Origin of the sequence: Rhodoferax sp., assembly GCF_018063565.1 — a bacterium.
Taxonomy (GTDB): Bacteria; Pseudomonadota; Gammaproteobacteria; order Burkholderiales; family Burkholderiaceae_C; genus Rhodoferax.
Window position 1 is genome coordinate 1 of record NZ_JAGPBB010000008.1, and the last position, 26,478, is coordinate 26,478.

Here is a 26,478-nt window from a genome sequence, read left to right on the forward strand (position 1 = left end):
CCAACACCTGATGCACCGATTCGTCGACCGATAAATCCGAGTTGTCCAGCAGCCTGGCATCCTGCGCTGGCATTAAAGGCGCGCTGCTACGGGACATATCCCGCGCATCACGCGCTTGCAAGTCTGCGCGAAGACTGTCGAGTGTAGCGGCGTTTCCTTTTGAAATCAACTGCTTGAACCGTCTTTGTGCACGTTGTTCGCTGCTGGCGGTTAAAAAAACCTTGAGCGGAGCGTCGGGAAAAATCACCGTGCCCATGTCGCGCCCGTCGGCCACCAGACCGGGCAGGCGGGCAAAACTGTGCTGCAGTGCCATCAGCGCAGCACGCACGCGGGGCAGTGCCGCCACCTTGGAGGCATCGACACCCACCGCCTCGGCGCGGATCGCCTCGGTGATGTCGGTGCCCGCCAGCCAAACGGCATCGCCCCTGAACTCGATCACCAGACCTTGCGCCAGTGCCGCAATGGCCGTCTCATGGCTGGCATCGGGCGACAGGCCAGCCTGGCGCGTAGCCAATGCCGTGATGCGATACAGTGCACCGGAATCCAGCAAGTGATAACCCAAGCGCCGTGCCACCTCGGCGGCCAGCGTGCCTTTGCCAGATGCAGAGGGACCATCGATACAGATGACAGGCACCTGGGCTGCGTGCACCAGCGCGAAAAGTGATTCAAAATAGTCCGGAAAGGTTTTCGCCACGCATTGCGGGTCTTCGATGCGCGTCGGCAACCGCGCCGGGTTAAACGCCGCCAGTGCAAAGCACATCGCCATGCGGTGGTCGTCGTAGGTATGGATGCTGGCTGCGCGCCAGGCCTCGGTGCTGGCTGGTGGGGTAATGCGGATGAAGTCGGTACCTTCTTCCACGGTGGCACCGAGCTTGTGCAACTCGGCCGCCATGGCGGCAATGCGGTCGGTTTCCTTGACACGCCAACTGGCGATATTGCGCAGCGTGCTGCTGCCTTTGGCGTACAAGGCCATCACCGCGAGTGTCATGGCGGCATCCGGGATGTGGTTGCAGTCCAGGACAATCGCTTTGAGTGGCCAGCCGTGGCCGGGTTCGCCACGGGATACTTCCAGCCAGTTGGGGCCACTCACAATGTTGGCACCCATCATCCGGGCGGCTTCGATGAAGCGGATATCTCCTTGAATGGAGTCAGCACCGACACCTTGGATTTTGATGGATTTTTGCCCATCAGCGCTTGCTGCTATTGCACCCAATGCTATGAAATAACTTGCAGATGAGGCATCTGCCTCGACGTGGACAGCACCGGGCGAGCGGAGCTCACTGCCCGCCACAATGGTGAAGCGTTGCCAACCCTCGCGCTGCACCTGCACGCCAAAACGCGCCAGCAGGTTCAGCGTGATTTCGATGTAAGGGCGCGAAATGAGTTCGCCCACCACCTCAATGACAATGTTTTGCGCGGCCACCAGTGGCAGCGCCATCAGCAGCGCTGTGAGGAACTGGCTTGACACGTCACCCCGCACCTGAATCGGTGCGTCCAGTCGCAGCGCCGGTTGGCCGATACGCAGCGGCGGGTAACCCGGGTTTTCCAGATAGTCGATCTGGCAGCCCAATTGGCGCAGTGCATCCACCAGATCACCAATCGGGCGCTCGTGCATGCGCGCAACACCCCGCAGTTCAAAGTCGCCTCCCAGCACCGCCAGCGCTGCCGTCAAAGGGCGAATGGCGGTGCCGGCGTTACCCATGAACAGCCGCGCCTGGCGCTGGGGTACCTGACCTGCCAGGCCTGTGATGGTGACGGTGCTGCCATCTTTGACCAGTGTGCAGCCCAAGGCCTGCAGCGCGTCGAGCATGACGCGGGTATCGTCCGAGTCCAGCAGCTCGTACACCGTGGTCTGGCCACGGCACAGTGCGGCCAGCAGCAGCACGCGGTTGGAGATACTTTTCGAGCCGGGCAGGGTGATCACGCCCCCGGCGTGTGTCAGCGGCGGCAGATCAAGAAAGGCGGTTTTGAACATGGCGGGGCAACCGTGGACTGGCCGACCATTGGCCAGCGGAGTGAAACAAAAACTCAGTCACTGGCGTTCATGCGCCATTGGCTGCGGGTGGCACTGGCCTTGGCGATGGCTTCTTCCAGCGCGGCGCTCTGGTTCGTGACGATCAGGGACTCGAAGGCCTGCAACTGCGCCACCAGCGCGTGGCTTTGTCGCAGCAACTCGTCGCGGTTGCTCAGAAAGATGTCGCGCCACACTTTCGGGTCACTGGCGGCGATACGGCTGAAGTCGCGAAAACCGGGGCCAGCCAGTGCCAGAAATTCAGCGCCGTTGTCCTGACGGCTGATCGACTGCATCAAAGCAAAAGCCAACAAATGCGGCAGGTGGCTGACCGCAGCGAAGGCCGCATCGTGTGCGGACGGTGTCATCTGCACCACCCGTGCACCGAGGGCACGCCAGACCGCCTCGGCTTGTTGGCGCTGAACACTGCCTGTGCGATCAAGCGGGGTCAGAATGACCTGCTTGTCCTGGTACAAGTCGGCGTCGGCATGTTCGACCCCGGCTTGCTCCTTGCCACAAATCGGGTGGGCGGGCACAAAGGAACCCAGATGTTCGCGCAGACCCAACTCGGCTGCCACCACCACGTCACCCTTGGTGGAGCCCACATCCATGATCAGCATCTGCGGTGTGACCATGTGCCGGATTGATTTGAAGGTGGCTTCTGATGCCGATACCGGCACTGCCACCAGGACAATGTCGGCACCCGACACGGCCAGCAGCGCCGAAGGTGCCTCGACATCGATCACCCCGAGGCGGCGCGCCCGCTCGGTGGTCGTGGGTGACTTGCTGTACCCGACCACACGTTTGACCAACCCGGCTTTCTTGAGTGCCAACGCAAACGAGCCGCCCATCAGCCCGCAGCCGATCAGGCCCAGTTGTTCAAACATCGGCTTCCACCGGGTAGGTGCCCAGCAACTTGTAAAACGCACACAGCGCGCGCAGTTCTTCCAGCGCGGCGCTGACGTTGGGTTGCGCCGGATGCCCGGCCAGGTCGATGTAGAAGTAATACTCCCATTGGCCGGAGCGCGCCGGGCGCGACTCGAACCGCGTCATCGACACGCCGTGTTTTTTCAGAGGCACCAGCAGGTCGTGCACCGCGCCGGGGCGATTGGCGACTGAAACGATGAGACTGGTGCAGTCACGCCCGGTAGCCTGCGGCGCGGCCAGGGTGCCGGGCAGGCAGATCACGGCAAAGCGGGTGCGGTTAAAGGCGTCGTCCTGAATGGCAAACGACGCCACATGCAGGCCAAACTCGCTGCCGGCGCGTTCGCTGGCGATCGCCGCCCAGGCCGGGTTGGTGGCCGCCAGGCGCGCGCCTTCGGCGTTGCTGGACGCGGCGCGCCGTTCGGCCTTGGGTAAATGGGTGGTCAGCCAGTCCTGGCACTGGGCGAGGGCTTGCGGATGCGCGTACACCGCTTCAATGTCGTGCAATGCTGGCTCCAGACGCAGCAGGTTATGCCGCACCAGAAAGCTGGTCTCACCGATGATGTGCAGCGGCGAGTTGAGCAGCAAGTCAAGCGAACGTGAAATCACGCCCTCCGACGAGTTCTCGATCGGTACCACCCCATACTCGGCGCTGCCGGCAGCGGTCGCGCGAAACACCTCGTCGATGCTGACACACAGCACGCGCGACATGCTGCCGCCAAAGAACTGAATCGCCGCCTGTTCGCTGAAGGTGCCGGCCGGTCCCAGGTAAGCCACCCGTTGTGCGGCTTCGAGCGCGCGGCAGGCCGACATGATCTCGCGCCAGATGATGGCGACGCTGTGCTGTTTCAGTGGCCCGGCGTTGTTGGCCTGCAAATTGGCGATGACCTGGTTTTCGCGGTCGGGGCGAAACACCGCCGAGCCGTCGATCTTTTTGATCTCGCCCACCTCATGCGCCAGGTTGGCACGGCGGTTGAGCAGGGCGATCAACTCCAGGTCAACCGCATCAATCTGCTGGCGCAGTTCGGGTAGTGTTTTGGCCATGGGCTAAGTAAAAAAGGGGTTCAGGCGTGGCGCGCCTCAAAAGCCTGCATAAAAGTCACCAGCGCCTGCACCCCATCCAGCGGGATGGCGTTGTAAAGGCTGGCGCGCATGCCGCCGACCGACTTGTGGCCTTTGAGTTGCAGCAGTCCGGCAGCTTTGGCTCCGGCCAGAAAGGCGGCGTTGAGCGGATGATCGGCGTCAAGCAGCAACTGCCCTTGGGCGTCTTTGAGGTAAAACGGTACGTTCATGCGCGAGCGGCAATGTGGCTGCACCCGATTGACATACAGGCTGGAGCGGTCAATGCAGTCGTACAGCAGTTGCGCCTTGGCGATGTTGTGCGCCTCGATCGCAGCGATGCCACCCTGGCGCTTGAGCCACTTGAACACCAGACCCGCCATATAAATCGAGTAGGTGGGTGGCGTGTTGTACATCGAGCCGTTGTCGGCCACGGTTTTGTAATGGAAGGCGCTGGGACAAATGTGCAAGGCGCGGTCCAGCAAGTCCTCGCGCACCGCCACCAGCGTCAACCCGGCCGGTCCGAGGTTCTTCTGCGCGCCGCCAAACGCCAGCCCCACGCGCGACCAGTCCACCGTGCGCGACGCGACATGCGACGAGAAATCAACCACCAGTGGCGCGTCACAGCCCAGCGCGCGCAGGTCGGGCAGGGCAGGGTATTCGACGCCGTTGATGGTTTCGTTGGAGCAGATGTGTACATAGGCGCTGCGTCCGCTCAGGTGCCAGCTTGCCGGGTCTGGCAGGCTGGTATGGCCATCGGCGCGGCTGTTGGCGGCCTCATGCGCGGTGCAGTAGCGTGCGGCTTCTTGCGCGGACTTCTGGCTCCAGCTGCCGGTGATCACAAAGTCGACGGTTTCACCGCGCGACAGGTTCAGCGGCACGATGGCGTTCTCCGCCAGGCCACCGCCCTGCATGAACAGCAGCTTGAAGTTCGCAGGAACGGCCAGCAGTTCGCGCAGGTCGGCCTCGGCCTCCTGGTAAATCTGGCCAAACTCCTTGCCCCGGTGGCTCATCTCCATCACGCCCATGCCGCTGCCATGCCAGTCGAGCATTTCAGCCGCTGCCTGCGCCAGCACTTCGTCCGGCATGGCAGCGGGTCCGGCAGAAAAGTTGTAGGGTCGTTTCATTGAAATATGGAGAAAATCAGGCGCTAGCGCTCATCTGTGTTAGGTCTATAGCTACTATGTTTATAGTATTCAGGTGTCGCTGGTATCGGTCTCGGTGCTGCCTGACGCTTCGTCGGGAAGTTCGCTCGCAGCCGGGATGGCATCGTTTTCGACGATGCGCTGCAGTCCGCTGAGTTGCGAGCCTTCGTCCAGCCCGATCAATGTCACGCCCTGGGTGGCGCGGCCAAGTTCACGGATTTCGCTGACCCGGGTGCGTACCAGCACCCCCTTGTCGGTGATCAGCATGATCTCGTCGTCGGCATGCACCAGCGTGGCGGCGACCACCTTGCCGTTGCGCTCACTCTGCTGGATCGCAATCATGCCCTTGGTGCCACGGCCATGGCGGGTGTACTCGGTGATGCTGGTGCGCTTGCCATAGCCGTTCTGGGTGGCGGTCAGCACGCTTTGCGACTCGTCTTCGGCAACCAGCATGGCAATCACGCTTTGGGTATCGTCCAGCATCATGCCGCGCACACCGCGCGCTTGCCGGCCCATCGGACGCACATCGTTTTCGTCAAAGCGCACCGCCTTGCCGCCGTCGGAAAACAGCATCACGTCGTGCTTGCCGTCGGTCAGAGACGCGCCGATCAAGAAGTCGCCTTCGTCGAGATCGACGGCAATGATGCCGGCTTTGCGCGGGTTGCTGAATTCATCAAGCGCGGTCTTCTTGACGGTACCCATGCTAGTGGCCATGAACACATAGTGGTCGGCCGGGAAGGTGCGTTTTTCACCTGTGAGCGCCAGCACCACGGTGATTTTCTCGCCCTCTTGCAGCGGAAACATGTTGACGATGGGGCGCCCGCGTGAGCCGCGCGAGCCTTGCGGTACCTCCCACACTTTCAGCCAGTACATGCGTCCCCGGTTGCTGAAACACAGCAGGTAGTCGTGGGTGTTGGCAATAAACAGCTGGTCCACCCAGTCGTCTTCTTTGGTGGCGGTGGCCTGTTTGCCGCGCCCGCCGCGCTTTTGCGAGCGGTACTCAGAGAGCGGCTGGCTCTTGATGTAGCCACTGTGACTCAGCGTCACCACCATGTCGGTCGGGGTGATCAGGTCTTCGGTGGACAAGTCAAACGAGCTGTGTTCCACCAGGCTGCGTCGCGCGCCCAGTTTGGTCAGGCCAAATTCGGTCTTGATGGTGCCGAGTTCGTCACCGATGATGATCGACACCCGCTCAGGCCGTGCCAGGATATCGAGCAGGTCATCGATGATGGCCATCACCTCTTTGTATTCAGCAACGATCTTGTCCTGTTCCAACCCGGTCAGGCGTTGCAGGCGCATTTGCAGTATCTCGCCGGCCTGCGTGTCCGACAGCCGATACAGGCCGTCTTTACCCATGCCGTACTGCAGCTCCAGCCCGTCGGGGCGGTAGTCGTCGGCGTTGACCACGCCCCCATCGGCCTTGGCACGGGTGAGCATTTCGCGCACCAGCTGACTGTCCCAGGCGCGGGTCATCAGCTCGGCCTTGGCGACCGGGGGTGTCGGCGACTCGCGGATGATGCGGATAAATTCGTCGATATTGGCCAAGGCGACCGCCAGACCTTCGAGCACATGACCGCGCTCACGCGCCTTGCGCAGCTCAAACACCGTGCGCCGCGTCACCACCTCGCGGCGGTGGTTCAAAAAGACCTCGATCAGGTCCTTCAGGTTGCACAGTTTGGGCTGGCCATTGACCAGCGCCACCATGTTCATGCCAAAGGTGTCCTGCAACTGGGTTTGCTTGTACAGGTTGTTGAGCACCACCTCGGGCACTTCGCCGCGCTTGAGCTCAATCACCAGACGCATGCCGGACTTGTCGGACTCGTCCTGAATGTGGCTGATGCCCTCGATTTTTTTCTCGTGCACCAGCTCGGCCATGCGCTCCTGCAGCGTCTTTTTGTTGACCTGATAAGGCAGTTCGTCCACGATGATGGCCTGGCGCTGGCCCCGGTCAATGTCTTCAAAGTGACACTTGGCGCGCATCACGACACGGCCGCGGCCGGTGCGGTAGCCGTCTTTCACGCCCTGAATGCCGTAGATGATGCCGGCGGTGGGAAAGTCGGGGGCCGGCACGATTTCCATCAGCTCGTCAATCGACGCGTCCGGGTTTTTCAGCAGGTGCAGGCAGGCGTCGACCACTTCGTTGAGGTTGTGCGGTGGAATGTTGGTGGCCATGCCCACCGCGATGCCACCCGAGCCGTTGACCAGCAGGTTGGGCAGGCGCGTGGGCAACACCAGCGGCTCTTTTTCGCTACCGTCGTAATTGGGCCCAAAGTCAACGGTTTCCTTGTCCAGATCGGCCAGCAGCTCGTGGGCAATCTTGGCCAGGCGGATTTCGGTGTACCGCATGGCAGCGGCGTTGTCTCCATCGACCGAGCCGAAATTGCCCTGACCATCGACCAGCATGTGGCGCATCGAAAAATCCTGCGCCATACGAACGATGGTGTCGTAAACCGACTGGTCGCCGTGCGGGTGGTATTTACCAATCACGTCACCGACGATACGTGCCGACTTCTTATAGGCCTTGTTCCAGTCGTTGTTGAGCTCATGCATGGCAAACAACACGCGCCGGTGCACCGGCTTCAAACCGTCGCGCGCATCCGGCAGGGCCCGCCCGACAATCACGCTCATCGCATAGTCCAGATAGCTGCGACGCATCTCATCCGCAAGACTGGTGGGCAGGGTTTCTTTGGCGAACTGGGTCATGGGGCGGGCTTGAGGCAAAGCAAGAGCAGATGGAGTGGGCAGATTTTATGCTGTGTACTGTGTGGCAACTTAGCAACGGGTGGGGTAATTTAATGGGTGATGTCAGTGATAGTTGTGCTTTGCTTGCATCGGATCGTTTTTGCCGGAAAATCTGTGTGGCACAATCACAGCAACGCTCAATGTGATAGGCATTTTGAGCGTCCCATAGATCCTCACGCAGCGCTGCTGCGGCATTTTCTTCTAGGAGAACCATGAAAAAATTGAACAAACTGGCGATGTTGATCGCTACCGCAGCTATCGCTTCTGCAGCCGGTGCCCAAACCGTCGACAACTGGCGTTCCGCCTATGGTGATGTTTGGAAGAATGGCTCCAACGAACTGTGCTGGCGTGATGCCTTCTGGACCCCCGCAACTGCCGCTGAAGGCTGCGACGGTGCCATTGTGGCGCCCAAGGCAGCTCCTGCACCGGCACCGTTGGCTCCCGCAGCAGCGCCCGCTGCTACACCAACTGCACCGGCCGCTGCACCGACGCCTGCTCCTGCTCCGAAGCCCGCTCCGGTCGCTGCAACCAAGGTAACCTACGCTGCTGATGCGTTCTTTGATTTTGACAAAGCCGTGTTGAAGGCCGAAGGCAAAGCCAAGCTGGACGATCTGGTTGCCAAGGTCAAGGGTATCAACCTCGAAGTCATCATCGCCGTTGGTCACACTGACTCTGTTGGTGGCGACCCCTACAACCAGAAGCTGTCGGTCAAGCGTTCGGAAGCTGTCAAGGCTTATTTGGTGTCCAAGGGCATCGAAAAGAACCGTGTTTACACCGAAGGCAAGGGTGAGAAACAACCTGTTGCTGACAACAAGACCAAAGACGGCCGCGCCAAGAACCGCCGTGTAGAAATCGAAGTGGTGGGCACACGTAGCACCAAGTGATCTCAACCTCTGGTTGGTGTTGCACAAAAAACCCGCTTCGGCGGGTTTTTTTATCTCCGATCGATGCGGAATTCTTGGTCTCCTGGCTGTAATGGCCAAGGGTTTACCCTAAAATGAAACCATGTTCTGAAATTTGGTGTTTCAGTTCAGCTGGAGGTGATGTATGCAAATGAACGATGAAGTGTCGCGCCGTCTGGGCAGCTCGCTGGAACAACTCAATGCGCGCATTGCGCGCCTGGCCATCGGTTTGGGTATTTCTCTGGATGACCAGGTGTGTGTTGACACACTGATGCATCAACCGCAGATCAAGGCAGTGGCACAGGAACGCAGGGTCGCACGGCAATCCAGCTATCCGGCTGGCTCCATGGACCGCCGTACCGCCCACCAACGGGAGGAGTTGCGCGGCCTGCTGGTGTTGCGTTACCACATGGAGACCAATAGCGTGAATATCAATGGCCTTGAAATGACGCGTCAGGTGCTGCGCGATGCGCAGGATCATCTGGTACAGCAAGGTTTCAAACCGGGTGCCGACGGGCTGCAGCTGGATGATTTCTTTAACGCGCCTTGATGCTGGTGCTGCCCGATTGTTAACCTGACGCTGTGCCATGAATTTACCCCTCGATACCGAACTGGTCGAAAACTACACCTTTGATGAAATTACGCTTGGCCAAAGTGCACGTCTGTTGCGCACACTGAGCCTGCAGGACATCGAGGCCTTTGCGGCGGTATCGGGTGACACCAACCCGGCTCATCTGGACCCCGAGTACGCCAACGACACCTTGTTTCACGGCGTGATTGCGCACGGTATGTGGAGTGGTGCGCTGATTTCGGCCTTGCTGGGCACGCAGTTTCCGGGGCCGGGGACGATTTATCAGGATCAGGCATTGCACTTTGTCAGGCCGGTGCGTGTGGGTGACACACTGACGGTGACAGTGACCGTGATCGGGCGCGACCCATCGAACAACAGCGTCGAGCTCGACTGCCAGGTGGTCAACCAGAGCGGGCACTGCGTACTCAGTGGCCGGGCACGAGTACTGGCACCGACCGTCAAGGTGCGACTGCCCCGTGTCACGGCACCACGTATCCAGGTGTCTGACCCGCAGGCGAGGTTCAACGAGTTGCTATCGATGAGCGACAACCTGGACGCCGTGCGTTGTGCCGTGGTGCACCCGTGTGACGAAGGTTCGCTCAGCGGGGCCATGGACTCGGCGCGCTATGGCTTGATCGTGCCGGTGCTGATCGGCCCCGAAGCCCGCATCCGCCATGTTGCGGCGGAGCACGGCATCGACCTGACCGGTGCCGAAATCTTGTCTGAGCCACATAGCCATGCTGCCGCCGAACGTGCCGCCGAACTGGCCGTCAGCGGCGATGTGGAAATGCTCATGAAGGGCAGTCTGCACACGGACGAGCTGATTCATGCGGTGCTCTCCAAAGCGGTGTTGCGCACCGGGCGGCGCATGTCACATGTGTTCCGCTTTGACGTGCCCCTGTACCACAAGCCGCTGCTGATCACCGATGCGGCACTCAACATCCGGCCGACCCTGTCGGAAAAGGTTGACATCATCCAGAATGCGATTGACTTTGCCCGCATCATGGGTGTCAGCACGCCAAAGGTGGCGATTTTGTCGGCGGTTGAAACAGTCAACCCGAATATACCGTCGACGCTGGATGCCGCAGCGCTGTGCAAGATGGCCAGCCGTGGCCAGATTACCGGCGGCATCCTTGACGGCCCGCTGGCTTTTGACAACGCCATCTCGATGCACGCCGCGCAGATCAAACACATCACCTCCGAGGTGGCCGGTCATGCTGACATCATGGCCGTTCCAGATCTGGAGAGTGGCAATATGCTGGCCAAGCAGCTGGAGTATCTGGCCGGTGCCAGTGGCTCCGGTCTGGTCCTCGGTGCCCGTGTGCCCATCGCGCTGACCAGCCGTGCCGAAGGCCCGTCCAACCGTGTTGCCTCGGCCCTGCTGGGCCTGATGGTGGCGCATAACGCCCGTCGCAATCACCCACGCCTCGCCTGGTAGGAGCTTTTCTCATGGCCATTCTTTCTGTCAACGCGGGGTCTTCCTCGCTCAAATTTTCCCTGTACCCCCTGTTGGACGGGGTGGTGCAGCCGCAGGTGCTGGTTGGCAACATCGAGGGACTGGAGCCGGGTGGAGCCCCTGAAATGCGCTGGACCTATCAGTCGCACAGTCATGTCAAACCGCTCCAGCTGGGTAGCGAGCAGGTGTTTGCCCAGGCTCTGGCGGTTTTGCGCGAATTGCTGGGCACACTTCCGGGTGTGCCGCCACTCACGGCGGTGGCGCATCGCGTGGTGCATGGCGCGGCGATGTTTCGTGAGAGCCTGGTGGTCACCGATGCGGTCCTGGCGCAACTGACCGAGTTCAACTCGCTGGCACCTCTGCACCAACCGCACAATCTGGCGGGCATACGCGCGTTTCGTGAAGCCTTTGCGGATATTCCCCAGGTGGCCTGTTTTGACACTGCTTTTCATGCCACGTTGCCAGAAGTGGACTACCGCTTTGCGCTGCCCGAGTCGCTGTACCAGCAGGGGTTGCGCCGCTACGGCTTTCACGGTCTGTCTTACCAGTATGTCATTGGTGCATTGCTAGCACACACGCCGCGCGCCAGCGGTCGGGTGCTGATGGCGCATTTGGGCAACGGTGCCAGCCTTTGCGCCGCCTTGGCGGGCAAAAGTGTGGCCACCACCATGGGGTTTTCAGCGCTTGACGGTCTGATGATGGGCACCCGCACCGGTTCGCTGGATGCCGGGGTGATGCTGTATTTGCTGGAGCACGGCTGGGACCACGCCCAGCTGCAAAAACTGCTGTACAAGCAAAGCGGCCTGCTCGGTGTGTCGGGCAGTTCGGCCGACATGCGGCGCTTGCGCTCGGACAACAGCACGGGCGCCAAACTGGCCACCGACATGTTCGCGTACCGGGTGGTGCGCGAGGCGGGCGCACTGGTCGCCTGCCTGCAAGGACTGGACGTACTGGCTTTCAGCGGGGGAATTGGTGAACACGACGTGGCCTTGCGCGCGGAGCTTGGCCAAAAACTGGCCTGGATGGGGGTTGACATCGACCCGCAGCGCAACGCTGAAGCGACCCACGATGCGGTGCTGCCGATCCATAGCCCGGGCAGCAAGGTCGAGGTATGGGTGGTGCCGACCGACGAAGGTGTCGTCGCCGCGCGCGAGGCCGCCCGTCTGATCGGTGCCTGATTCGCGTCAAAGCGGTGCAACTGCAGGACATCCTTTACAGCCAGGGTTTTGGCACCCGGCGCGTTTGTGCCGGTCTGATCCAGCAGGGCCATGTCCAGGTTTATGATCGAAATGACCCTCTAGCGCTTTCCCCTGTTAGCAATGCAGCTATGGAGTTAAAAGCGGATGAACTGCGTTTTCGGGTCCAGGGGGTGGATTGGCATTACGCCGAACGCGCCTACATCCTGCTGTACAAGCCCGTTGGCACCGAATGTTCGCAAAAACCGTCGACTTACCCAAGCGTCTACACCTTGTTGCCGGCACCGCTGCGGCAGCGACCCCAAAAAGGGGCGGTGCAAGGTGTGCAGGCGGTAGGGCGACTCGATCAGGATACCAGCGGTCTTTTGCTGCTGACCGACGATGGCAAGTTCATCCACCGCATGAGTTCACCGCGGCACCAAGTACCCAAGGTATACGAGGTTCGCGTCAGGCACGCCCTGGACGAACCGCAGATCCGACGCCTGCTCGACGGTGTGGTGCTGGACGATGACCCCGCGCCGGTGCGTGCAGCCGCCTGCGAGGTGGTGTCTGATCACCATTTGCGACTGACACTGACGCAGGGCAAATACCATCAGGTCAAGCGCATGGTGGCTGCCGTCAGCAACCGGGTGGAGGCCTTGCACCGTTCACAAATTGGCGCACTGGTGCTGCCACCGGATCTGAAGCCAGGGCAATGGCGCTGGCTGGACGCATCCGATTTGGCTCTGATCAACGCCTGAGTGATCGCCTCCGACCTGATTTGGCTACTCAGGTATGCTTCGGGGATGAGCTTACTGTTTGACTCCTTTTGGCGAGCGCTGGCGTATTGCTTGCGCCCCCGGGTGATTGCACTGTCGTTTATGCCCCTGCTGCTGATGGTCGGGCTGGCCCTGGGGCTGGGCTATCTTTACTGGGACCTGGCGCTGGAGTGGGTGCGATCGTGGGTGGACTCCTCCACTTTGATTTCGACCTTGTCGGGCTGGTTGCACGGGCTGGGCCTGGGTGGTCTGAAAGCTGTGCTGGTGCCGCTGATGGTGATCTTTGCCGTCACACCCCTGATCGTGGTGGTGTCACTTCTGGCAGTTGCCTTGTTGATGACCCCGGCATTGACCTCGCTGGTGGCGGAAAAGCGTTTTCCGAAATTGGAGCGCAAACACGGCAACTCGTTCTTGACCAGCCTGATGTGGTCGCTGCTGTCGGCGGGTCTGGCGCTGGTGGCGCTGGTGGTGTCAGTGCCGCTGTGGCTGATTCCACCCTTGATCCTGATTCTGCCGCCGTTGATCTGGGGCTGGCTGACCTACCGGGTGATGGCTTTCGACGCGCTGGCCGAACACGCCAGTGCTGAAGAACGGCGCGAGGTTTTCCGTCGTCACCGCATGGCGCTGCTGAGCATCGGTCTGGTGTGTGGCTATCTGGGTGCCGCGCCGAGCCTGATCTGGGCATCGGGTGCCCTGCTGGCGGCGGCTTTTGTGTTTTTGGTGCCGCTGGCGATCTGGATCTACACCCTGGTGTTTGCCCTGTCTTCCCTGTGGTTTGCGCACTTTTGCCTGGCTGCCTTGCAAGCGCTGCGGGCAGAACGCGCGCAGGCCGCAACAAAAGCACCGGTTGCCCAGGAAAGCGCTGCAGCTCTGATCCTGGATGAACCTGCCAACTCCCTGACCTATGACCAGCCCAGCAGCCAAACTCCCCACCCTTGATGCCAACCGCCGATTTGGTCTGATCATCATTGGCGACGAAATCCTGTCGGGTAAACGTGCCGACAAACATCTGCCCAAGGTCATTGAACTGCTCGCGTCGCGTGGTTTGTCGCTGGCCTATGCGGAATACGTGGGCGACGAGCCGGAACGTATCACCACTGCGCTGACCCGGGCCTTTGCATCGGGTGACGTTGTTTTCTCGACCGGCGGCATCGGTGCCACGCCGGATGACCATACCCGGCAATGTGCAGCCAAAGCCTTGGGAGTCGGGCTGCAACTGCACCCGCAGGCCAAGGGGCTGATCGAGCAGCGTATGCAGGATCTGGCGCTCGAGAAGGGGTTGGTGTATGACCCGCAGGCGCCAGACAACCAGCACCGTCTCAACATGGGTGTGTTTCCGCTGGGCGCAGAAATCATTCCCAACCCCTACAACAAAATTGCCGGTTTCAGTTGCGGGCATGTGCACTTTGTACCGGGTTTTCCGGTGATGGCCTGGCCAATGATTGAATGGGTGCTCGACACCCACTATGCCGATTGCTTCAGGGTGAAGGCCTGGTTGGAGCAGTCGATCATTGTGATGGGCGCCATGGAGGCGACTTTGACGCCGCTGATGGAGCAGATCGAGCGTGACCATGCAGGCGTCAGGGTGTTCAGCCTGCCCAGCGTGGACCATCCGCAATATGGGCGACACATTGAACTGGGGGTCAAAGGTGCACCGTCGTCCGTTGGCCCGGCCTATGCGGCCCTGCTGGTCGGGCTTGGCCAGTTCAAGCTGCAACTTGGCCCTGAGTTGGTGCGCGACTGATTGCACCTGTTTGGTGCGTTGGTTTTCGCATTGTTTTGGTGCTTGTTGATGGTTCTTCACTTCCCCAGTTGCCCGTGTCTGGCGCGGTGAGGGGGTTGGGCAGCGGCTACAGCAAAAAACACGGGCACCCGGCCCCACCGGTCAAACTCAAGGCAAAATAGAGCGTCAGTCCACGCGGGTGGTCCACCATAGCTGGCACAGAACCTGCATCAGTTGAGCAAGAACCTTTTTTACAACGACCCAACCAGGAGTATTTGATGGCCAAGACCGTCGCAGACGTCATGAAGATGGTGAAAGATAACGAAGTCAAGTTTGTTGACTTCCGTTTCACCGATACCCGAGGCAAAGAACAGCACGTGACCGTGCCGATTTCGCACTTTGATGAAGACAAATTCAGCGGCGGTCACGCGTTTGACGGCTCGTCAGTGGCGGGCTGGAAAGGCATTGAAGCCTCGGACATGCAGTTGATGCCCGATCCCAACACCGCCAACATCGATCCGTTCTTTGAAGAAACCACCATGTTTTTGCAGTGCGACGTAGTTGAGCCCAGCGATGGCAAGGCGTACGACCGCGACCCGCGCTCGATCGCCCACCGCGCCGAGGCCTACCTGAAAGCCTCAGGCATTGGTGATACGGCTTATTTTGGTCCTGAACCCGAGTTCTTCATTTTTGACAACGTTTACTGGAGAAACGAGCCAGGCAACGTGAGCTTCTCGATTGAAGAGTACGAAGCTCCCTGGAACAGTGGTGCCAAGCTCGAAGGCGGCAACCGCGGTCATCGTCCTACCGTCAAGGGTGGTTACTTTCCGGTGCCACCGGTGGACAGCACGCAAGACATGCGCGCCGAAATGGTGCTGATTCTGGAGTCGCTGGGGATTCCGGTCGAAGTGTTCCACCACGAAGTGGCTGGTGCGGGCCAGAATGAGATTGGCACCCGCTTCAGTACCCTGGTTGAGCGCGCCGACTGGACGCAGGTGCTGAAGTATGTGGTCTGGAACGTGGCCAACAGCTACGGCAAGACCGCCACCTTCATGCCCAAGCCCTACGCGGGCGACAACGGTTCGGGCATGCACGTGCACCAGTCGGTCTGGAAAGACGGCAAAAACCTGTTTGCCGGTGACGGTTATGCCGGTTTGAGCGACTTTGCCCTGCACTACATCGGCGGCATCATCAAGCACGCCCGTGCGCTCAACGCCATCACCAACCCCGGCACCAACAGCTACAAGCGCCTGGTGCCCGGTTTTGAAGCGCCGGTGAAGCTGGCCTACAGCTCGCGCAACCGCTCGGCCTCGATCCGTATCCCGCACGTCGCTAACCCCAAGGGTCGCCGCATCGAGGCACGTTTCCCAGATCCGTCGGCCAACCCCTACCTGTGCTTCTCGGCACTGCTGATGGCGGGTCTTGACGGCGTTGAGAACAAGATCCATCCGGGCGAAGCCGCCACCAAGGACCTGTACCATCTGCCGCCTGAAGAGGACAAACTGGTGCCGACCGTGTGTCACAGCCTGGACCAGGCGCTGGACTATCTCGACAAGGACCGTGCCTTCCTGACCAAGGGTGGTGTGTTCACCGACACCATGCTCGATGCCTACATCGAGCTCAAGATGTCTGAGGTGACCCGGTTCCGCATGGCTCCGCATCCGGTTGAGTACGACATGTATTACTCGCTGTAAGCGCCAAAGTTGAATGCCGGAATGGCCGTTTCAGGCCACCGGTGTTCCCGATCAGGACGGTCATGACCGTCCTTTTTTTATTGTGGGAAACTCGGACCGCGCCAGCATGTCGAAGTCACAACAGCCAGACCTGGTTCGAACGTGATGCATGTGGCGCAGATCAGTATGGAGCTCTCATGAAGCGAATGTTCAGTCTGGGGTTGTTGGCCTGCACGTGGGTGACGGTGGTGACCGCACAAGAGGCGATTTACCGTTGTGGCAATGAGTACACCAATAACAAGGCCCAGGCGCTGGCGCGTGGCTGCAAGTTGATAGAAGGTGGCAATGTCACCGTGGTGCAAGGGCCACGCAGCACCGTTGCACCAGCCAAACCCGGCTCCGGCGCTGGCACCCAGGCTGCCAGTGGCGCGCGCGCGCCATCAGCAGAGCAAAAAGCCCGTGATTCAGATGCGCGGCAGATTCTGCAGTCTGAACTGAAGAAGGCGCAGACGCGCCAGGACGAGCTGCAAAAAGAGTACAACAGCGGGCAGCCGGACAAGCGCGGTGACGAGGCACGCAACTACCAGAAATACCTGGATCGTGTCGCCGAGCTCAAGGCAAGCCTGGCGCGCAACGAGAGTGACATGGCCGGCATCCGGCGTGAGCTGGAGCGCTTGCCCGACCCCAGTGGCGCAACGGTGCAACGCTGAACCGGGACCCGGGCCGTGAAAGAAGCTCCGTCAAATCCGCCGGTCGCACCACCGCACGCGGCGGTGGATGGCTACAAATCACTTGACATGCTGGCGACCTCGGTAGCGGTGGTGCGCAAAGATGGTACCGTGCTGTTTGTCAATGCCGCACTTGAAGACACCCGTGGCATCTCGCGGCGGGTGATGGTGGGTTCGCACTTTCCGGACAGTTTTTTGCAGCCGGCGCATTTGTGCACCGCGCTGGCCGGTGCCGGTGACCGGCAGTTTGCGGCGTTGCGATACGACGCTTGGTTGCTGCGGATGGGCCGTGATCCGCTGCCGGTGTATGTGATCGTCACCCCCACCGAAGGCCCGGAACTGGTGGTGGAGCTGCAGCCGCTGGAGCAGCAAACCCGCAAAGACCGCGAAGAGCGACTGGCGGAATTGGCCCAGGCCAACAAGGAACTGATCCGTAACCTGGCACATGAGATCAAGAACCCGCTTGGTGGCATCCGGGGTGCGGCACAACTGCTAGAAATGGAAATGGATTCGGCCGAGCTGACCGAGTACACCCAGGTCATCATCCGTGAGGCCGATCGCCTGCAGTCACTGGTAGACCGCCTGCTGGCACCTCACCGGCGTCCCCATGTGGTGGGTGACGTCAATATTCATGAGGTATGTGAACGGGTGCGCTCGCTGATCCTGGCTGAATTTCCCAAGGGGCTGTGCGTGGTGCAGGACTATGACACGTCGATTCCGGAGTTTCGTGGCGATGGTGAACAGCTCAACCAGGCCGTGCTCAATGTAGCGCACAACGCGTGTCAGGCACTGGCCGAGCGCATCGCGCAGGGCGACGCCTGCATCACATTTCGCACCCGCGTGGCGCGCCAGACCACTTTTGGCCGGCAGCGCTACCGGTTGGCACTGGAATTGCATGTGATTGACAACGGGCCTGGTGTACCAGACTCGATCAAGGACCGGATCTTCTTTCCGCTGGTGTCCGGGCGTGAAGGGGGGTCGGGGCTGGGGCTGACACTGGCGCAAACTTTTGTCGGACAGCACCATGGCCTGATCGAGTGTGACAGCGAGCCCGGCCACACGGATTTCAAGATATTAATTCCTCTACCCTGAACGGGAGACCTGTGCGCACTGCTGGGTGGGCAGTGCTCGTTGGTCCGGGTATAACCATAGGTGAAACGACTGTATGAAGCCCATTTGGATCGTTGACGATGACCAGTCCATACGCTTCGTTCTTGAAAAAGCTCTGCTGCGCGACAATCTTCCCACCCGCAGCTTCACCAATGCCCGCGACGTGCTGGCCGCGCTGTCGCAGGATGACGACGCGGGGCCGCAAGTGCTTGTTAGCGATATCCGTATGCCCGGTGGCAGCGGGCTGGACCTGCTTGACAAGGTCAAGGCGCGCTTCCCCGGACTGCCGGTGATCATCATGACGGCGTTCTCTGATCTGGATAGCGCGGTGTCGGCGTTTCAGGGCGGAGCCTTCGAGTACCTGCCCAAGCCGTTCGACATTCCCAAGGCGGTGGAACTGATCCGCCGTGCGGTCGAAGAAAGCCAGCGTGAAGAAGTGAGTGAGGAGCGCGCCACCGAAACCCCCGAGATGCTGGGCCAGGCACCCGCCATGCAGGACGTGTTTCGGGCCATCGGGCGGCTGAGTCAGAGCAACGTCACGGTCATGATCACCGGAGAGTCCGGCTCTGGCAAAGAGCTGGTGGCGCGTGCTTTGCACAAACACTCGCCGCGCGCCAACGGGCCGTTCATCGCCATCAACACCGCGGCGATTCCGAAGGACCTGCTGGAATCAGAGTTGTTTGGCCATGAGCGCGGCGCATTCACGGGGGCGCAGACCATGCGCCGGGGTCGCTTTGAACAGGCCGACGGTGGCACCCTGTTTCTCGACGAAATTGGGGATATGCCCGCCGAGTTGCAGACCCGATTGCTGCGTGTCTTGTCGGATGGCCATTTCTACCGTGTTGGCGGCCATGGCGCGGTCAAGACTAACGTGCGGGTCATTGCCGCCACCCACCAGAATCTGGAGCAGCGTGTCAAAGAGGGTGTGTTTCGCGAAGACCTGTTTCATCGGCTGAATGTCATTCGCCTGCGTTTGCCGGCCTTGCGCGAACGTCGTGAAGACATCCCCATGCTGACCCGCCATTTTCTGCAGCAAAGTGCGCGGCAACTGGGCGTGGAGCCCAAACGTATTTCCGAGGCGGCCCTGGCCTGGCTGGGTAACTTTGCCTTTCCGGGCAATGTGCGACAGCTGGAGAACGTCTGCCACTGGCTCACCGTCATGGCGCCAGCGCAGATGATCGAGCCCAAAGACCTGCCGCCCGAGGTGGGGGTGGCCGATGGGGTCAACGCTGGCGAACCTGGCAGTGGGATCACCGTCGTCACCAGCGCCGATACCACGCTCAGTCTGCCATTGAGCAACCCGTTGCCGGCGAGCCTGCCGGTGCGGATGCTGGCGGATGCGGCGCAACACAGCTGGGAACATGGCCTTGAACTCGATGCCAGCGTGCTGCTCAAGACCGATCGTACCGACGTCTGGGACGAGTTGACGCGCAGGTTCGAGTCTCGGCTGATCAGTGCTGCCCTGGCTGCCACACGTGGTCGACGCATCGAGGCGGCGCAAAAACTCGGCATTGGCCGCAACACCATCACGCGCAAGATTCAAGAACTGGGTTTAGAGTAAAAAATGCCTTCAGCGCATAGCCAGCATAGATTGTTTGCTATCCAATATTTATCTAAACAGTGCCCTATGGGTCACCGCATTGAAGCCGAGCGAGGATCAGGACAAAGCGGTTTGCTCTTGTTCCTTTAAATCCCAAACCGCCTTGATCGCCAGAATGCGCGGCAGGATCGACTCAAACACCTGCACCAGGCGTGGCTCAAAATGGCTGCCAGCGCTTTCGCGCAGGGTGGCCATGACTTTCTCGACCGGCCATGACGGCTTGTAAGGCCGTTTCATGACGAGTGCATCAAACACATCGGCCAGCGCCACAATGCGTGCCGACAGCGCAATTGCCTCACCCGCCAAATGGTCCGGGTAACCCGTGCCGTCCCAGCGTTCATGGTGACGCAGCGCAATTTCAGCGGCCAGCAAAAACAGCGGAGCGTCACTTTTGGACAGGATGTCGTGGCCAATCCGGGGGTGCTTTTTCATTTCGACCCATTCAGCGGCATCGAGTTTGCCCGGTTTTTGCAAGATGACGTTGGAGATGCCAATCTTGCCGGTGTCATGCATGGGGGCAGCCAGCTCGATCTGTTTGCACAGTTCAGGCGACAGGCCACAGGCCTGCGCCAGTGCGCCGGCGTAAGCGGCCATGCGCCAAATGTGGACACCGGTGTCGTTGTCGTTGTAATGGCCGGCCTCACCGAGCATGTGGATGGCATCGTAATGGCTTCGTTCCAGATGGCTGGCACGCACCAGCGATAAATGGGTGCGCACCCGCGCCAGCACAATCGGTGGTGACACCGGCTTGACGATGTAGTCCACCGCACCCACCTCGAAGCCAGTGGCCTCATCACCGACCGCCGACAGACCGCTGACAAAAATCACCGGGATGTTTTCCGTCGCCTGGCTGGCTTTGAGCGCCCGGCACACGGCATAACCACTCATGTCGGGCATTTCGATGTCGAGCAGGACCAGTGAGGGGCGGTGTTTTTGCACGGCCGCCAGCGCCTCAGCGCCGTTGCGTGCAAACACCAGCAGGTGATGTGGCGAAAGAATCTGCTCCAGCGCAGCCAGGTTTTGTGGCTCATCGTCCACGATCAGGATCGGGCCTACGTGCATGTTCAGTCTCCCAGATTTAGACCCAGCTCATGCGCCAACGCGTGGGTGGCGCTCTCACCGCCACGGAAATCAAAGTCTTCAATGGCCGTGTGCAGGGCCTGAAGCCGTGCCATTGGCAGCGCCCGGCCCAACTCGGCCAGAACGGGCCGGATGGCGCTGGGGCGGTCGGTGTCAAACGCCTGCAACAGGCGGGTCAACAAGGCCTTGAGTTGTGCCAGGTCGAGATTGACCGTTTCGGTCAATTCGGTGGGGTCCTCGTCCTGTGCGTACTTCGCCGCTGATGCCAGGGCTGTGTCAAGTGCGCGCTGCAAGGCATCCAGCCCAGGTGTCGGGTCGGTGCCGGCTTGCAAATGACGATACAGCTGCTCGGCCAGATGGGGCACCTCACTGAGTGCCATGTAGGCGGCTGCCCCCTTGAACTTGTGGGCCAGCGCGGCCGCGTCCTTGGGGTCCAGCGCGCGCAGGGTGGGCACCACATCGCCATACATGCGCACAAACTTGCGCAGGTACTGGCGGTACTTGGCCGGGTCTTGCCACAGCGCCAGTCCGGCGCTGATGGCCAGTCCTGGCAGGTCGGGTGTCATGCTGGTGTCTTTTGCCATGGCATTTGACGTGGGCTGCAGGTCGGACCGCTGGGCCACCGGTTGCGGCCCGGGCGCGGTCCAGCCGGTCAGCTGGATGATCACCGCAATGGCGGCATCGACATCAAACGGCTTGGTGATGACGCTGTTCATACCGGCATGGCTGGCCAGCTCCTGCTGCTCCATGAACACCCCTGCGGTCAAAGCCACCACTGGCAGACGCGCCAGCGCCGGGTTGCGCCGGATCTGGCGCGTGGCGTCGTAGCCATTGAGAATGGGCATTTGCACGTCCATCAATACCAGCTCGACCTCGCCGGGGTGAGCCGTCAGCCAATCCAGCGCCTGTTTGCCGTCTTCGGCGAGCGACACTTTGGCCCCTTCTCCACTCAAGATGCGCTGTGCCACTTCGCGGTTGATGTCGCTGTCGTCCACCACCAGAATACGCATCCCGCGCAAGCGTTCGACCGGCCGGGCCGGGGCCTGTGTTTCACCGCCCTGACGCACCCGCAAGGCGCGCGACACCGCGTCGTACAGGCTGGAGCCGGTCACCGGTTTGCTGAGCACCGCGTCGGCCAGATGCCGATCCGGGTGGTTGAGCTGCTCGCGGCTGGCGTATGCGGTGACCATGATGATGATCGGATCGTTGGCGTTCTTGAGCTCGTGACGAATCCGTTTGGCAGTGGCCAGTCCGTCCATGCCCGGCATCTTGTGATCGAGCAGCAGCACCTCGGTCTGCCAGACCTGTTGCGCCCTGGCCTGCACATGTTCAATGGCGGCTTCGCCCGAACTGACTGCCGTGGCTTGCCAGCCCAACCCCTGCACCATGCCGCGCAGGGCCTCACGGGCAATCGGGTTGTCATCGGCAATCAGCACGCTGAGCCCGGCCATCTCGGGCGCTGCCAGCCAGGTATCCTGACCGTGTTCAAACCGCAGCTCAAACCAGAAATCGCTGCCGCTGCCGGGCACGCTGGTGACCTGCAGTTCACCCCCCATGCAGCGCACCAGCCGCCGACTGATGGCCAAACCCAGCCCGGTGCCGGCAAACCGTCGGCTGACCGAACTGTCCACCTGGGAGAAAAGCTCAAAGATCTCTTGTTGCTTGTCCAAGGCAATACCGATGCCTGAGTCGCGCACCGAAAAACGCAGGGTCAGGTGTTCGGGCTCCTGTTTCACCACACTGACGGCCAGCTCGACATGACCACGCTCGGTGAACTTGATGGCGTTGCCCGCCAGGTTGATCAGCACCTGCTCCAGCCGCAAGGCATCACCGCGCAATTGACTGGTCTTGCCCGGTGGCGGGGCAATGATGAGCTCCAGGTCTTTTTCGCCGGCGCTGCTGGACATGATGGTGGAGAGGTTGTCCAGCACGTCACCCAGGCGAAAGGGCCGGTTTTCCACTTGCAGTTTGCCGGACTCGATTTTCGAGAAATCGAGAATGTCATTGATGATGCCCAGCAGCGATCGCCCGGCAACGCGGATCTTGTGGGCCAGGTCGCTGGCATCCCCGGGCAGCTGGTGCTGCTCAAGCAGGTACGCCAGCCCGAGGATGGCGTTCAGGGGCGTGCGGATTTCGTGGCTCATGTTGGCAATAAAGGCACCTTTGGCCTCGCCAGCGGCTTCGGCCCGATGTCGGGCCTCGTGCAAGCTCTGTTCAGCCAGTTTGTGGGCACTGATATCGGTGTAGGTGAGCAAGGTCCAGCCACGGGAGATCGGCAGACCCCGCACCTCCAGATAGTGGCCGTTGGCTTGTTGCCGCTCAAACTGGATGCTCTGACGCTCGTCCATGAATTTCACGAAACCTGCCAGCACCTCATCGAATGCGCGTCCGGGGTAGTCACCGCGGTCGTGGTTGAAGCGTACCGAGTCGGCAAAACAAAACGGCTCCTTGGCCATCAGCTCGGGCGGATAGTCCAGCAGAGTGCCGTACAAGGTGTTGCGCAATACGGCGCGGCGGTGTTCGTCATACACCACCAGACCAAAAGGCAGGGACGCCACGACTTCGTTGAGCAGGCGGTTGAGGTCGTGGATCTGCAGCTCGCGCGCCTTGCGCTCGCTGTTGTCCACCATCATGCTGTTGGTTTCTTTGGGCTGGCCCTGCTCGTCTCGGATCAGGTCGCCACTGATCAGAAATGGTTTGACCTGACCGTCCTTGGTGATGAAGTCAAATTCCAGATCGCGCACACGGCCGCTGGTCAGGAACGCGTTGAACTCACGGTGAAACGCGACCACGCTGTCGGGGGTCATGAATTCAAACAGGTGGCGACCAAGGAACTCCTCACGGGTGTAACCCAGCAGGTCAAGCTCGGTCTGGTTGACACGCAACACCTTGCCATCCGGCCCCAGTGAGTGGTAGCCGCAGGGTGCCTGGTGGTACAGGTTCAAATACTCCAGGCTGCGTTGGCGTACCTGGGCTTCAAGCTGTTGGTTGAACTGGGACAACTCGGCGTGCAGCTGTTTTTGGGCGCTGATGTCTTCGGAGTAAATCGCAATGCCTTCAGGTACGGGCTGCACCACAACGCGGTACCAGCCCGAATGACCGTCAGGAAATTCAAACTGGATGTCTTTGGCCTGGACGGTGCGTTGTGTCATGCACGCTTGCTCTAGCGCGAACACGTCGGTTTTGGTGAAGCCCGGCCAGCATTCCATCACCGTGCGGCCCAGCAGTGTCGCCGCCGGACAGCGGTTCTGCAATTCGGCCGCCTTGTTGATGAAGGTATAGCACCAGTCAAAATCGACAATCTGGCAACCGCCCAGCATGTTTTCGAGCATGCTGCCAAACGTCGACTCACGGTCCTGCAACTGCGCTTCAGCACGCAGACGGGCGTCATCGCTGGCTTGTCGATGCGTGTCGGCCTGTGACAACCGACCCCGCAATTGCTCCCGTTCCACCTGATGGCTCAGGTCGAGGTAACTGCCGTGAAACCCGAGCAAGTTGCCATGGCCATCACGAACCGTACCCAAATTGGCCGCGACCGTGATCAGGCTGCCGTCCTTGGCGCGGCGTTCGATCTGTCCCGACCACCGACCTTGCTCGATGACTGTGCGCGTCAGTGCTGCCTGCTGAGCCAGGGCATCGGGCGTTACCGGGGACAGACAACTCACCGACTGGTTCAGCAACTCGTGTTCCTGGTAGCCAAACAACTGGCAAAACGCCGCGTTGGCGTAGGTGATCAGCAACTGAGCGTTGGCAAACAGCATGGGCTGCGCCGTTTGTTTGAAGGCTTCGCTCAGTAGCAGCCGCTCTTCATCGTCCCTGATCTTTGCGGTGATCTCGCGGGAGATGCCAAACAGGCCCACGACCTGACCCGTTGTGTCAAACACGGGCCCTTTGGTCACCAGGAACACCATGGATTTGCCGTCAAGGCTGACCAGCCGCTCTTCCAGTGTGTGGTTGGCACCAGCAGTCATGATGGCTGCGTCGTTGGCGGCGATCTGCTTTGAAGAATCAGCGTCAAACAGGCCTTTGTCGTCACGCCCGACGATGTCAGTTTCGCTTTTGCCAATAAAACCCGCAGTGGCCTGATTGGCCAACAGGTATCGGCCCTGGCGGTCTTTCACAAAGATGGCATCTGATGTCCCGCTGACGACCGAATTGAGCAAACTGCGGTCGACATTGGCTTTCGCCAGCGCAGCCTTGAGTCGGTGGGCCAGCAGGCTGACCACCACGCCACTGGCGATCAGCATGGACCATTGAAACAAGTCCTGGCTGTTGCTGATGCGCAAACTGTTCAGCGGTGGCAAGGCCAAATAGTTGACCGACAGCGCGGCCAACGCGGTGGCCAGCACGCCTGGCCCGAGACCGCCAAGCAGGGCGCTGAGCACAATGGGCAGCATAAAGATCACCAGCAGGGGCTGGCCAACCGGCGTGGTGCCAATGCTCTGGTGCATGGCCAGCATGGCCAGAGTGATGACCACAGCGAAGACATAGTGCAGCCATCGATTGGCCTGGGTGGGGTGAAAGCGTGTGTCCAGCGTCTGCGAAATGACGGTGCCGCGGGTTGGCCCAGCTTGAGGTACGGCCCGCATCGCAAGGAAGAACAGGCCCGAGGTGGCGAGTACAAAAAACACACCTTTGGCGCTGGACAACCAGACCACGGAGCCGATGTCGGTGAAAACTGAGAGCAACTGGTCTGACAGAAAGATCCAGGCCAGCGCCAGCAGGGCGTAACTGGCGGTGGCAGATACGATAAACCGGTCGCGGGAAGATGTTGGCATGGGACCTCGCGAAATGTGGCCGTGTCAGGACCAAAACCTGTATTCAGTGACCCGCGCGCATGGCTGGAAACAAGCTCAGGATGCTATCTCGGGCAGAACGACTCGGCACATTCCTGGTGCATCGGCGGCCGGTGCGCCGCTCGGCATTCCATCGCCGCGCAATTTGCGCCGGAAACTCTTGCAGATTTTTGCGCCACAGCGATTTTCGCATAGCTGGCTCAGACCTCTGTGAGCGCCAGCAGCACTGGCGTGTGATCGCTGGGACGTTCATTTTTGCGCGGCGTTTTGTCGATCCAGCAGGCGCTGGCCCGTGCCTTGAGCGGCTGGCTGATCAGGATATGGTCAATGCGCATGCCACGGTTGCGCCGAAACGCCATGTCGCGGTAATCCCACCATGAATAACTCTTGGGCGGCTGTTCAAACAGGCGAAAGGCATCGTGCATGCCCAGTGCCACCAGCGCCTGCAGGTGGTAACGCTCGTCGTCGGTGCAATGGATCTGGTCGCGCATGCCTTCGGGGTCCCATACGTCGGCATCGTCAAAGGTGATGTTGTAGTCACCCAGCAGCACCAGACTCGGGTATTGCTGCAGTTCGTTGCGCAGCCAGTTGCGCAGACCCTTGAGCCAGGCCATCTTGTAGTCAAATTTATCGCTGCCGGGTTCCTGTCCATTGGGAAAATAGGCCCCCACCACACGGATCGACTGGCTGGTGTCGACGCCGCCCGACAGAGGCACAGTGGCGCTGATGACGCGCGCCATGTCGTCATCGAAACCGGGAATGTTCCTGATCACCTCCGTGGCGGGCTGGCGCGACAGCAGCGCCACACCGTTGTAGGTCTTCTGGCCAAACCATTGGGCGTGGTAACCGGCCTGACGGAACGCCTCGGCCGGGAACTTGTCGTCGCTCATCTTCAGCTCTTGCAGCGCCAGCACCTCGACCGGATTGGCCGCCAGCCAGTCCAGTACCTGCGGCAGGCGCACGGTCAGTGAGTTGACGTTCCAGGTGGCAATATTTTTCATAGA

Annotated in this window: 19 protein-coding genes; 11 read left to right on the forward strand and 8 right to left on the reverse strand. The window is 60.6% G+C overall.

The genetic code is table 11. The annotated features are described in order from the left end of the window. The 5 genes from KBF66_RS03340 to gyrA form a co-directional block, all read right to left on the reverse strand. Positions 1 to 1,975: bifunctional 3-phosphoshikimate 1-carboxyvinyltransferase/cytidylate kinase (locus KBF66_RS03340; protein WP_296652212.1), on the reverse strand; the 1,975-nt coding region annotated here is incomplete at its 3' end. 53 nt (positions 1,976 to 2,028) lie between these two features. Then, on the reverse strand, positions 2,029 to 2,898 hold the full coding sequence (locus tag KBF66_RS03345) for a prephenate dehydrogenase/arogenate dehydrogenase family protein (RefSeq protein WP_296652217.1): 870 nt from the start codon (positions 2,896 to 2,898) through the stop codon (positions 2,029 to 2,031). Beyond that, positions 2,891 to 3,979: a prephenate dehydratase gene (pheA, locus tag KBF66_RS03350; protein ID WP_296652220.1), complete on the reverse strand. Its 1,089-nt coding sequence runs from the start codon at positions 3,977 to 3,979 to the stop codon at positions 2,891 to 2,893. Before pheA ends, KBF66_RS03345 begins: the two co-directional genes overlap by 8 nt. Before the next feature lie 20 nt (positions 3,980 to 3,999). Continuing rightward, entirely contained in the window at positions 4,000 to 5,121 is a 1,122-nt protein-coding gene (gene serC / locus KBF66_RS03355) for a 3-phosphoserine/phosphohydroxythreonine transaminase (protein WP_296652223.1), read from the reverse strand. Positions 5,122 to 5,190: 69 nt separating this feature from the next. Next, complete coding sequence (gene gyrA, locus KBF66_RS03360) at positions 5,191 to 7,842, reverse strand: DNA gyrase subunit A (RefSeq protein ID WP_296652226.1); 2,652 nt, start codon at positions 7,840 to 7,842, stop codon at positions 5,191 to 5,193. 251 nt (positions 7,843 to 8,093) lie between these two features. Here gyrA and ompA point away from each other — a divergent pair, with 251 nt between their 5' ends. From ompA to ntrC, 11 genes are all read left to right on the forward strand, one after another. After that, positions 8,094 to 8,765, forward strand: a complete 672-nt coding sequence (ompA, locus tag KBF66_RS03365) for an outer membrane protein OmpA (protein WP_296652229.1) — start codon at positions 8,094 to 8,096, stop codon at positions 8,763 to 8,765. Between the two features lie 163 nt (positions 8,766 to 8,928). Then, complete coding sequence (locus KBF66_RS03370; RefSeq protein WP_296652231.1) at positions 8,929 to 9,333, forward strand: hypothetical protein; 405 nt, start codon at positions 8,929 to 8,931, stop codon at positions 9,331 to 9,333. 37 nt (positions 9,334 to 9,370) lie between these two features. Further along, positions 9,371 to 10,792: a bifunctional enoyl-CoA hydratase/phosphate acetyltransferase gene (locus KBF66_RS03375; RefSeq protein WP_296652234.1), complete on the forward strand. Its 1,422-nt coding sequence runs from the start codon at positions 9,371 to 9,373 to the stop codon at positions 10,790 to 10,792. Positions 10,793 to 10,803: 11 nt separating this feature from the next. Further along, positions 10,804 to 11,988 carry an acetate/propionate family kinase gene (locus KBF66_RS03380; protein WP_296652237.1) on the forward strand — a complete coding sequence of 395 codons (1,185 nt, stop codon included), beginning with the start codon at positions 10,804 to 10,806 and terminating at the stop codon, positions 11,986 to 11,988. A gap of 14 nt (positions 11,989 to 12,002) precedes the next feature. After that, the gene (locus KBF66_RS03385; RefSeq protein WP_296652240.1) at positions 12,003 to 12,746 is read left to right on the forward strand and encodes a 16S rRNA pseudouridine(516) synthase; all 744 of its coding nucleotides are present in this window, start codon (positions 12,003 to 12,005) and stop codon (positions 12,744 to 12,746) included. A 45-nt stretch (positions 12,747 to 12,791) separates the two neighbouring features. Beyond that, positions 12,792 to 13,703 carry an EI24 domain-containing protein gene (locus tag KBF66_RS03390; RefSeq protein WP_296652243.1) on the forward strand — a complete coding sequence of 304 codons (912 nt, stop codon included), beginning with the start codon at positions 12,792 to 12,794 and terminating at the stop codon, positions 13,701 to 13,703. Next, positions 13,669 to 14,508: a molybdopterin-binding protein gene (locus KBF66_RS03395; RefSeq protein WP_296652246.1), complete on the forward strand. Its 840-nt coding sequence runs from the start codon at positions 13,669 to 13,671 to the stop codon at positions 14,506 to 14,508. Before KBF66_RS03390 ends, KBF66_RS03395 begins: the two co-directional genes overlap by 35 nt. Positions 14,509 to 14,765: 257 nt before the next feature. Further along, positions 14,766 to 16,181: a type I glutamate--ammonia ligase gene (gene glnA, locus KBF66_RS03400; protein WP_296652250.1), complete on the forward strand. Its 1,416-nt coding sequence runs from the start codon at positions 14,766 to 14,768 to the stop codon at positions 16,179 to 16,181. 176 nt (positions 16,182 to 16,357) lie between these two features. After that, complete coding sequence (locus KBF66_RS03405) at positions 16,358 to 16,870, forward strand: hypothetical protein (protein ID WP_296652252.1); 513 nt, start codon at positions 16,358 to 16,360, stop codon at positions 16,868 to 16,870. An 87-nt stretch (positions 16,871 to 16,957) separates the two neighbouring features. Further along, positions 16,958 to 17,980, forward strand: a complete 1,023-nt coding sequence (glnL, locus tag KBF66_RS03410) for a nitrogen regulation protein NR(II) (RefSeq protein ID WP_296652352.1) — start codon at positions 16,958 to 16,960, stop codon at positions 17,978 to 17,980. A gap of 73 nt (positions 17,981 to 18,053) precedes the next feature. Then, positions 18,054 to 19,559 carry a nitrogen regulation protein NR(I) gene (gene ntrC / locus KBF66_RS03415; RefSeq protein ID WP_296652255.1) on the forward strand — a complete coding sequence of 502 codons (1,506 nt, stop codon included), beginning with the start codon at positions 18,054 to 18,056 and terminating at the stop codon, positions 19,557 to 19,559. 96 nt (positions 19,560 to 19,655) lie between these two features. Here ntrC and KBF66_RS03420 read toward each other — a convergent pair whose 3' ends face one another. The 3 genes from KBF66_RS03420 to xth form a co-directional block, all read right to left on the reverse strand. Then, entirely contained in the window at positions 19,656 to 20,660 is a 1,005-nt protein-coding gene (locus tag KBF66_RS03420; RefSeq protein ID WP_296652259.1) for an HD domain-containing phosphohydrolase, read from the reverse strand. Positions 20,661 to 20,662: 2 nt separating this feature from the next. Then, positions 20,663 to 25,456, reverse strand: a complete 4,794-nt coding sequence (locus KBF66_RS03425; RefSeq protein ID WP_296652262.1) for a PAS domain-containing protein — start codon at positions 25,454 to 25,456, stop codon at positions 20,663 to 20,665. A gap of 218 nt (positions 25,457 to 25,674) precedes the next feature. After that, positions 25,675 to 26,475 carry an exodeoxyribonuclease III gene (gene xth, locus KBF66_RS03430; RefSeq protein ID WP_296652265.1) on the reverse strand — a complete coding sequence of 267 codons (801 nt, stop codon included), beginning with the start codon at positions 26,473 to 26,475 and terminating at the stop codon, positions 25,675 to 25,677. Positions 26,476 to 26,478 lie beyond the last annotated feature (3 nt).

Excerpts from the sequence above, each read along its gene's own strand:
- glnL (WP_296652352.1), top strand. The coding sequence starts at position 16,958 with ATGCTGGCGACCTCGGTAGCGGTGGTGCGCAAAGATGGTACCGTGCTG.
- xth (WP_296652265.1), bottom strand. The coding sequence starts at position 26,475 with ATGAAAAATATTGCCACCTGGAACGTCAACTCACTGACCGTGCGCCTG.
- KBF66_RS03345 (WP_296652217.1), bottom strand. The coding sequence starts at position 2,898 with ATGTTTGAACAACTGGGCCTGATCGGCTGCGGGCTGATGGGCGGCTCG.
- serC (WP_296652223.1), bottom strand. The coding sequence starts at position 5,121 with ATGAAACGACCCTACAACTTTTCTGCCGGACCCGCTGCCATGCCGGAC.
- KBF66_RS03425 (WP_296652262.1), bottom strand. The coding sequence starts at position 25,456 with ATGCCAACATCTTCCCGCGACCGGTTTATCGTATCTGCCACCGCCAGT.
- KBF66_RS03380 (WP_296652237.1), top strand. The coding sequence starts at position 10,804 with ATGGCCATTCTTTCTGTCAACGCGGGGTCTTCCTCGCTCAAATTTTCC.
- ompA (WP_296652229.1), top strand. The coding sequence starts at position 8,094 with ATGAAAAAATTGAACAAACTGGCGATGTTGATCGCTACCGCAGCTATC.
- KBF66_RS03420 (WP_296652259.1), bottom strand. The coding sequence starts at position 20,660 with ATGCACGTAGGCCCGATCCTGATCGTGGACGATGAGCCACAAAACCTG.
- KBF66_RS03390 (WP_296652243.1), top strand. The coding sequence starts at position 12,792 with ATGAGCTTACTGTTTGACTCCTTTTGGCGAGCGCTGGCGTATTGCTTG.
- pheA (WP_296652220.1), bottom strand. The coding sequence starts at position 3,979 with ATGGCCAAAACACTACCCGAACTGCGCCAGCAGATTGATGCGGTTGAC.
- KBF66_RS03405 (WP_296652252.1), top strand. The coding sequence starts at position 16,358 with ATGAAGCGAATGTTCAGTCTGGGGTTGTTGGCCTGCACGTGGGTGACG.
- gyrA (WP_296652226.1), bottom strand. The coding sequence starts at position 7,842 with ATGACCCAGTTCGCCAAAGAAACCCTGCCCACCAGTCTTGCGGATGAG.
- KBF66_RS03370 (WP_296652231.1), top strand. The coding sequence starts at position 8,929 with ATGCAAATGAACGATGAAGTGTCGCGCCGTCTGGGCAGCTCGCTGGAA.
- KBF66_RS03395 (WP_296652246.1), top strand. The coding sequence starts at position 13,669 with ATGACCAGCCCAGCAGCCAAACTCCCCACCCTTGATGCCAACCGCCGA.
- KBF66_RS03375 (WP_296652234.1), top strand. The coding sequence starts at position 9,371 with ATGAATTTACCCCTCGATACCGAACTGGTCGAAAACTACACCTTTGAT.
- glnA (WP_296652250.1), top strand. The coding sequence starts at position 14,766 with ATGGCCAAGACCGTCGCAGACGTCATGAAGATGGTGAAAGATAACGAA.
- ntrC (WP_296652255.1), top strand. The coding sequence starts at position 18,054 with ATGAAGCCCATTTGGATCGTTGACGATGACCAGTCCATACGCTTCGTT.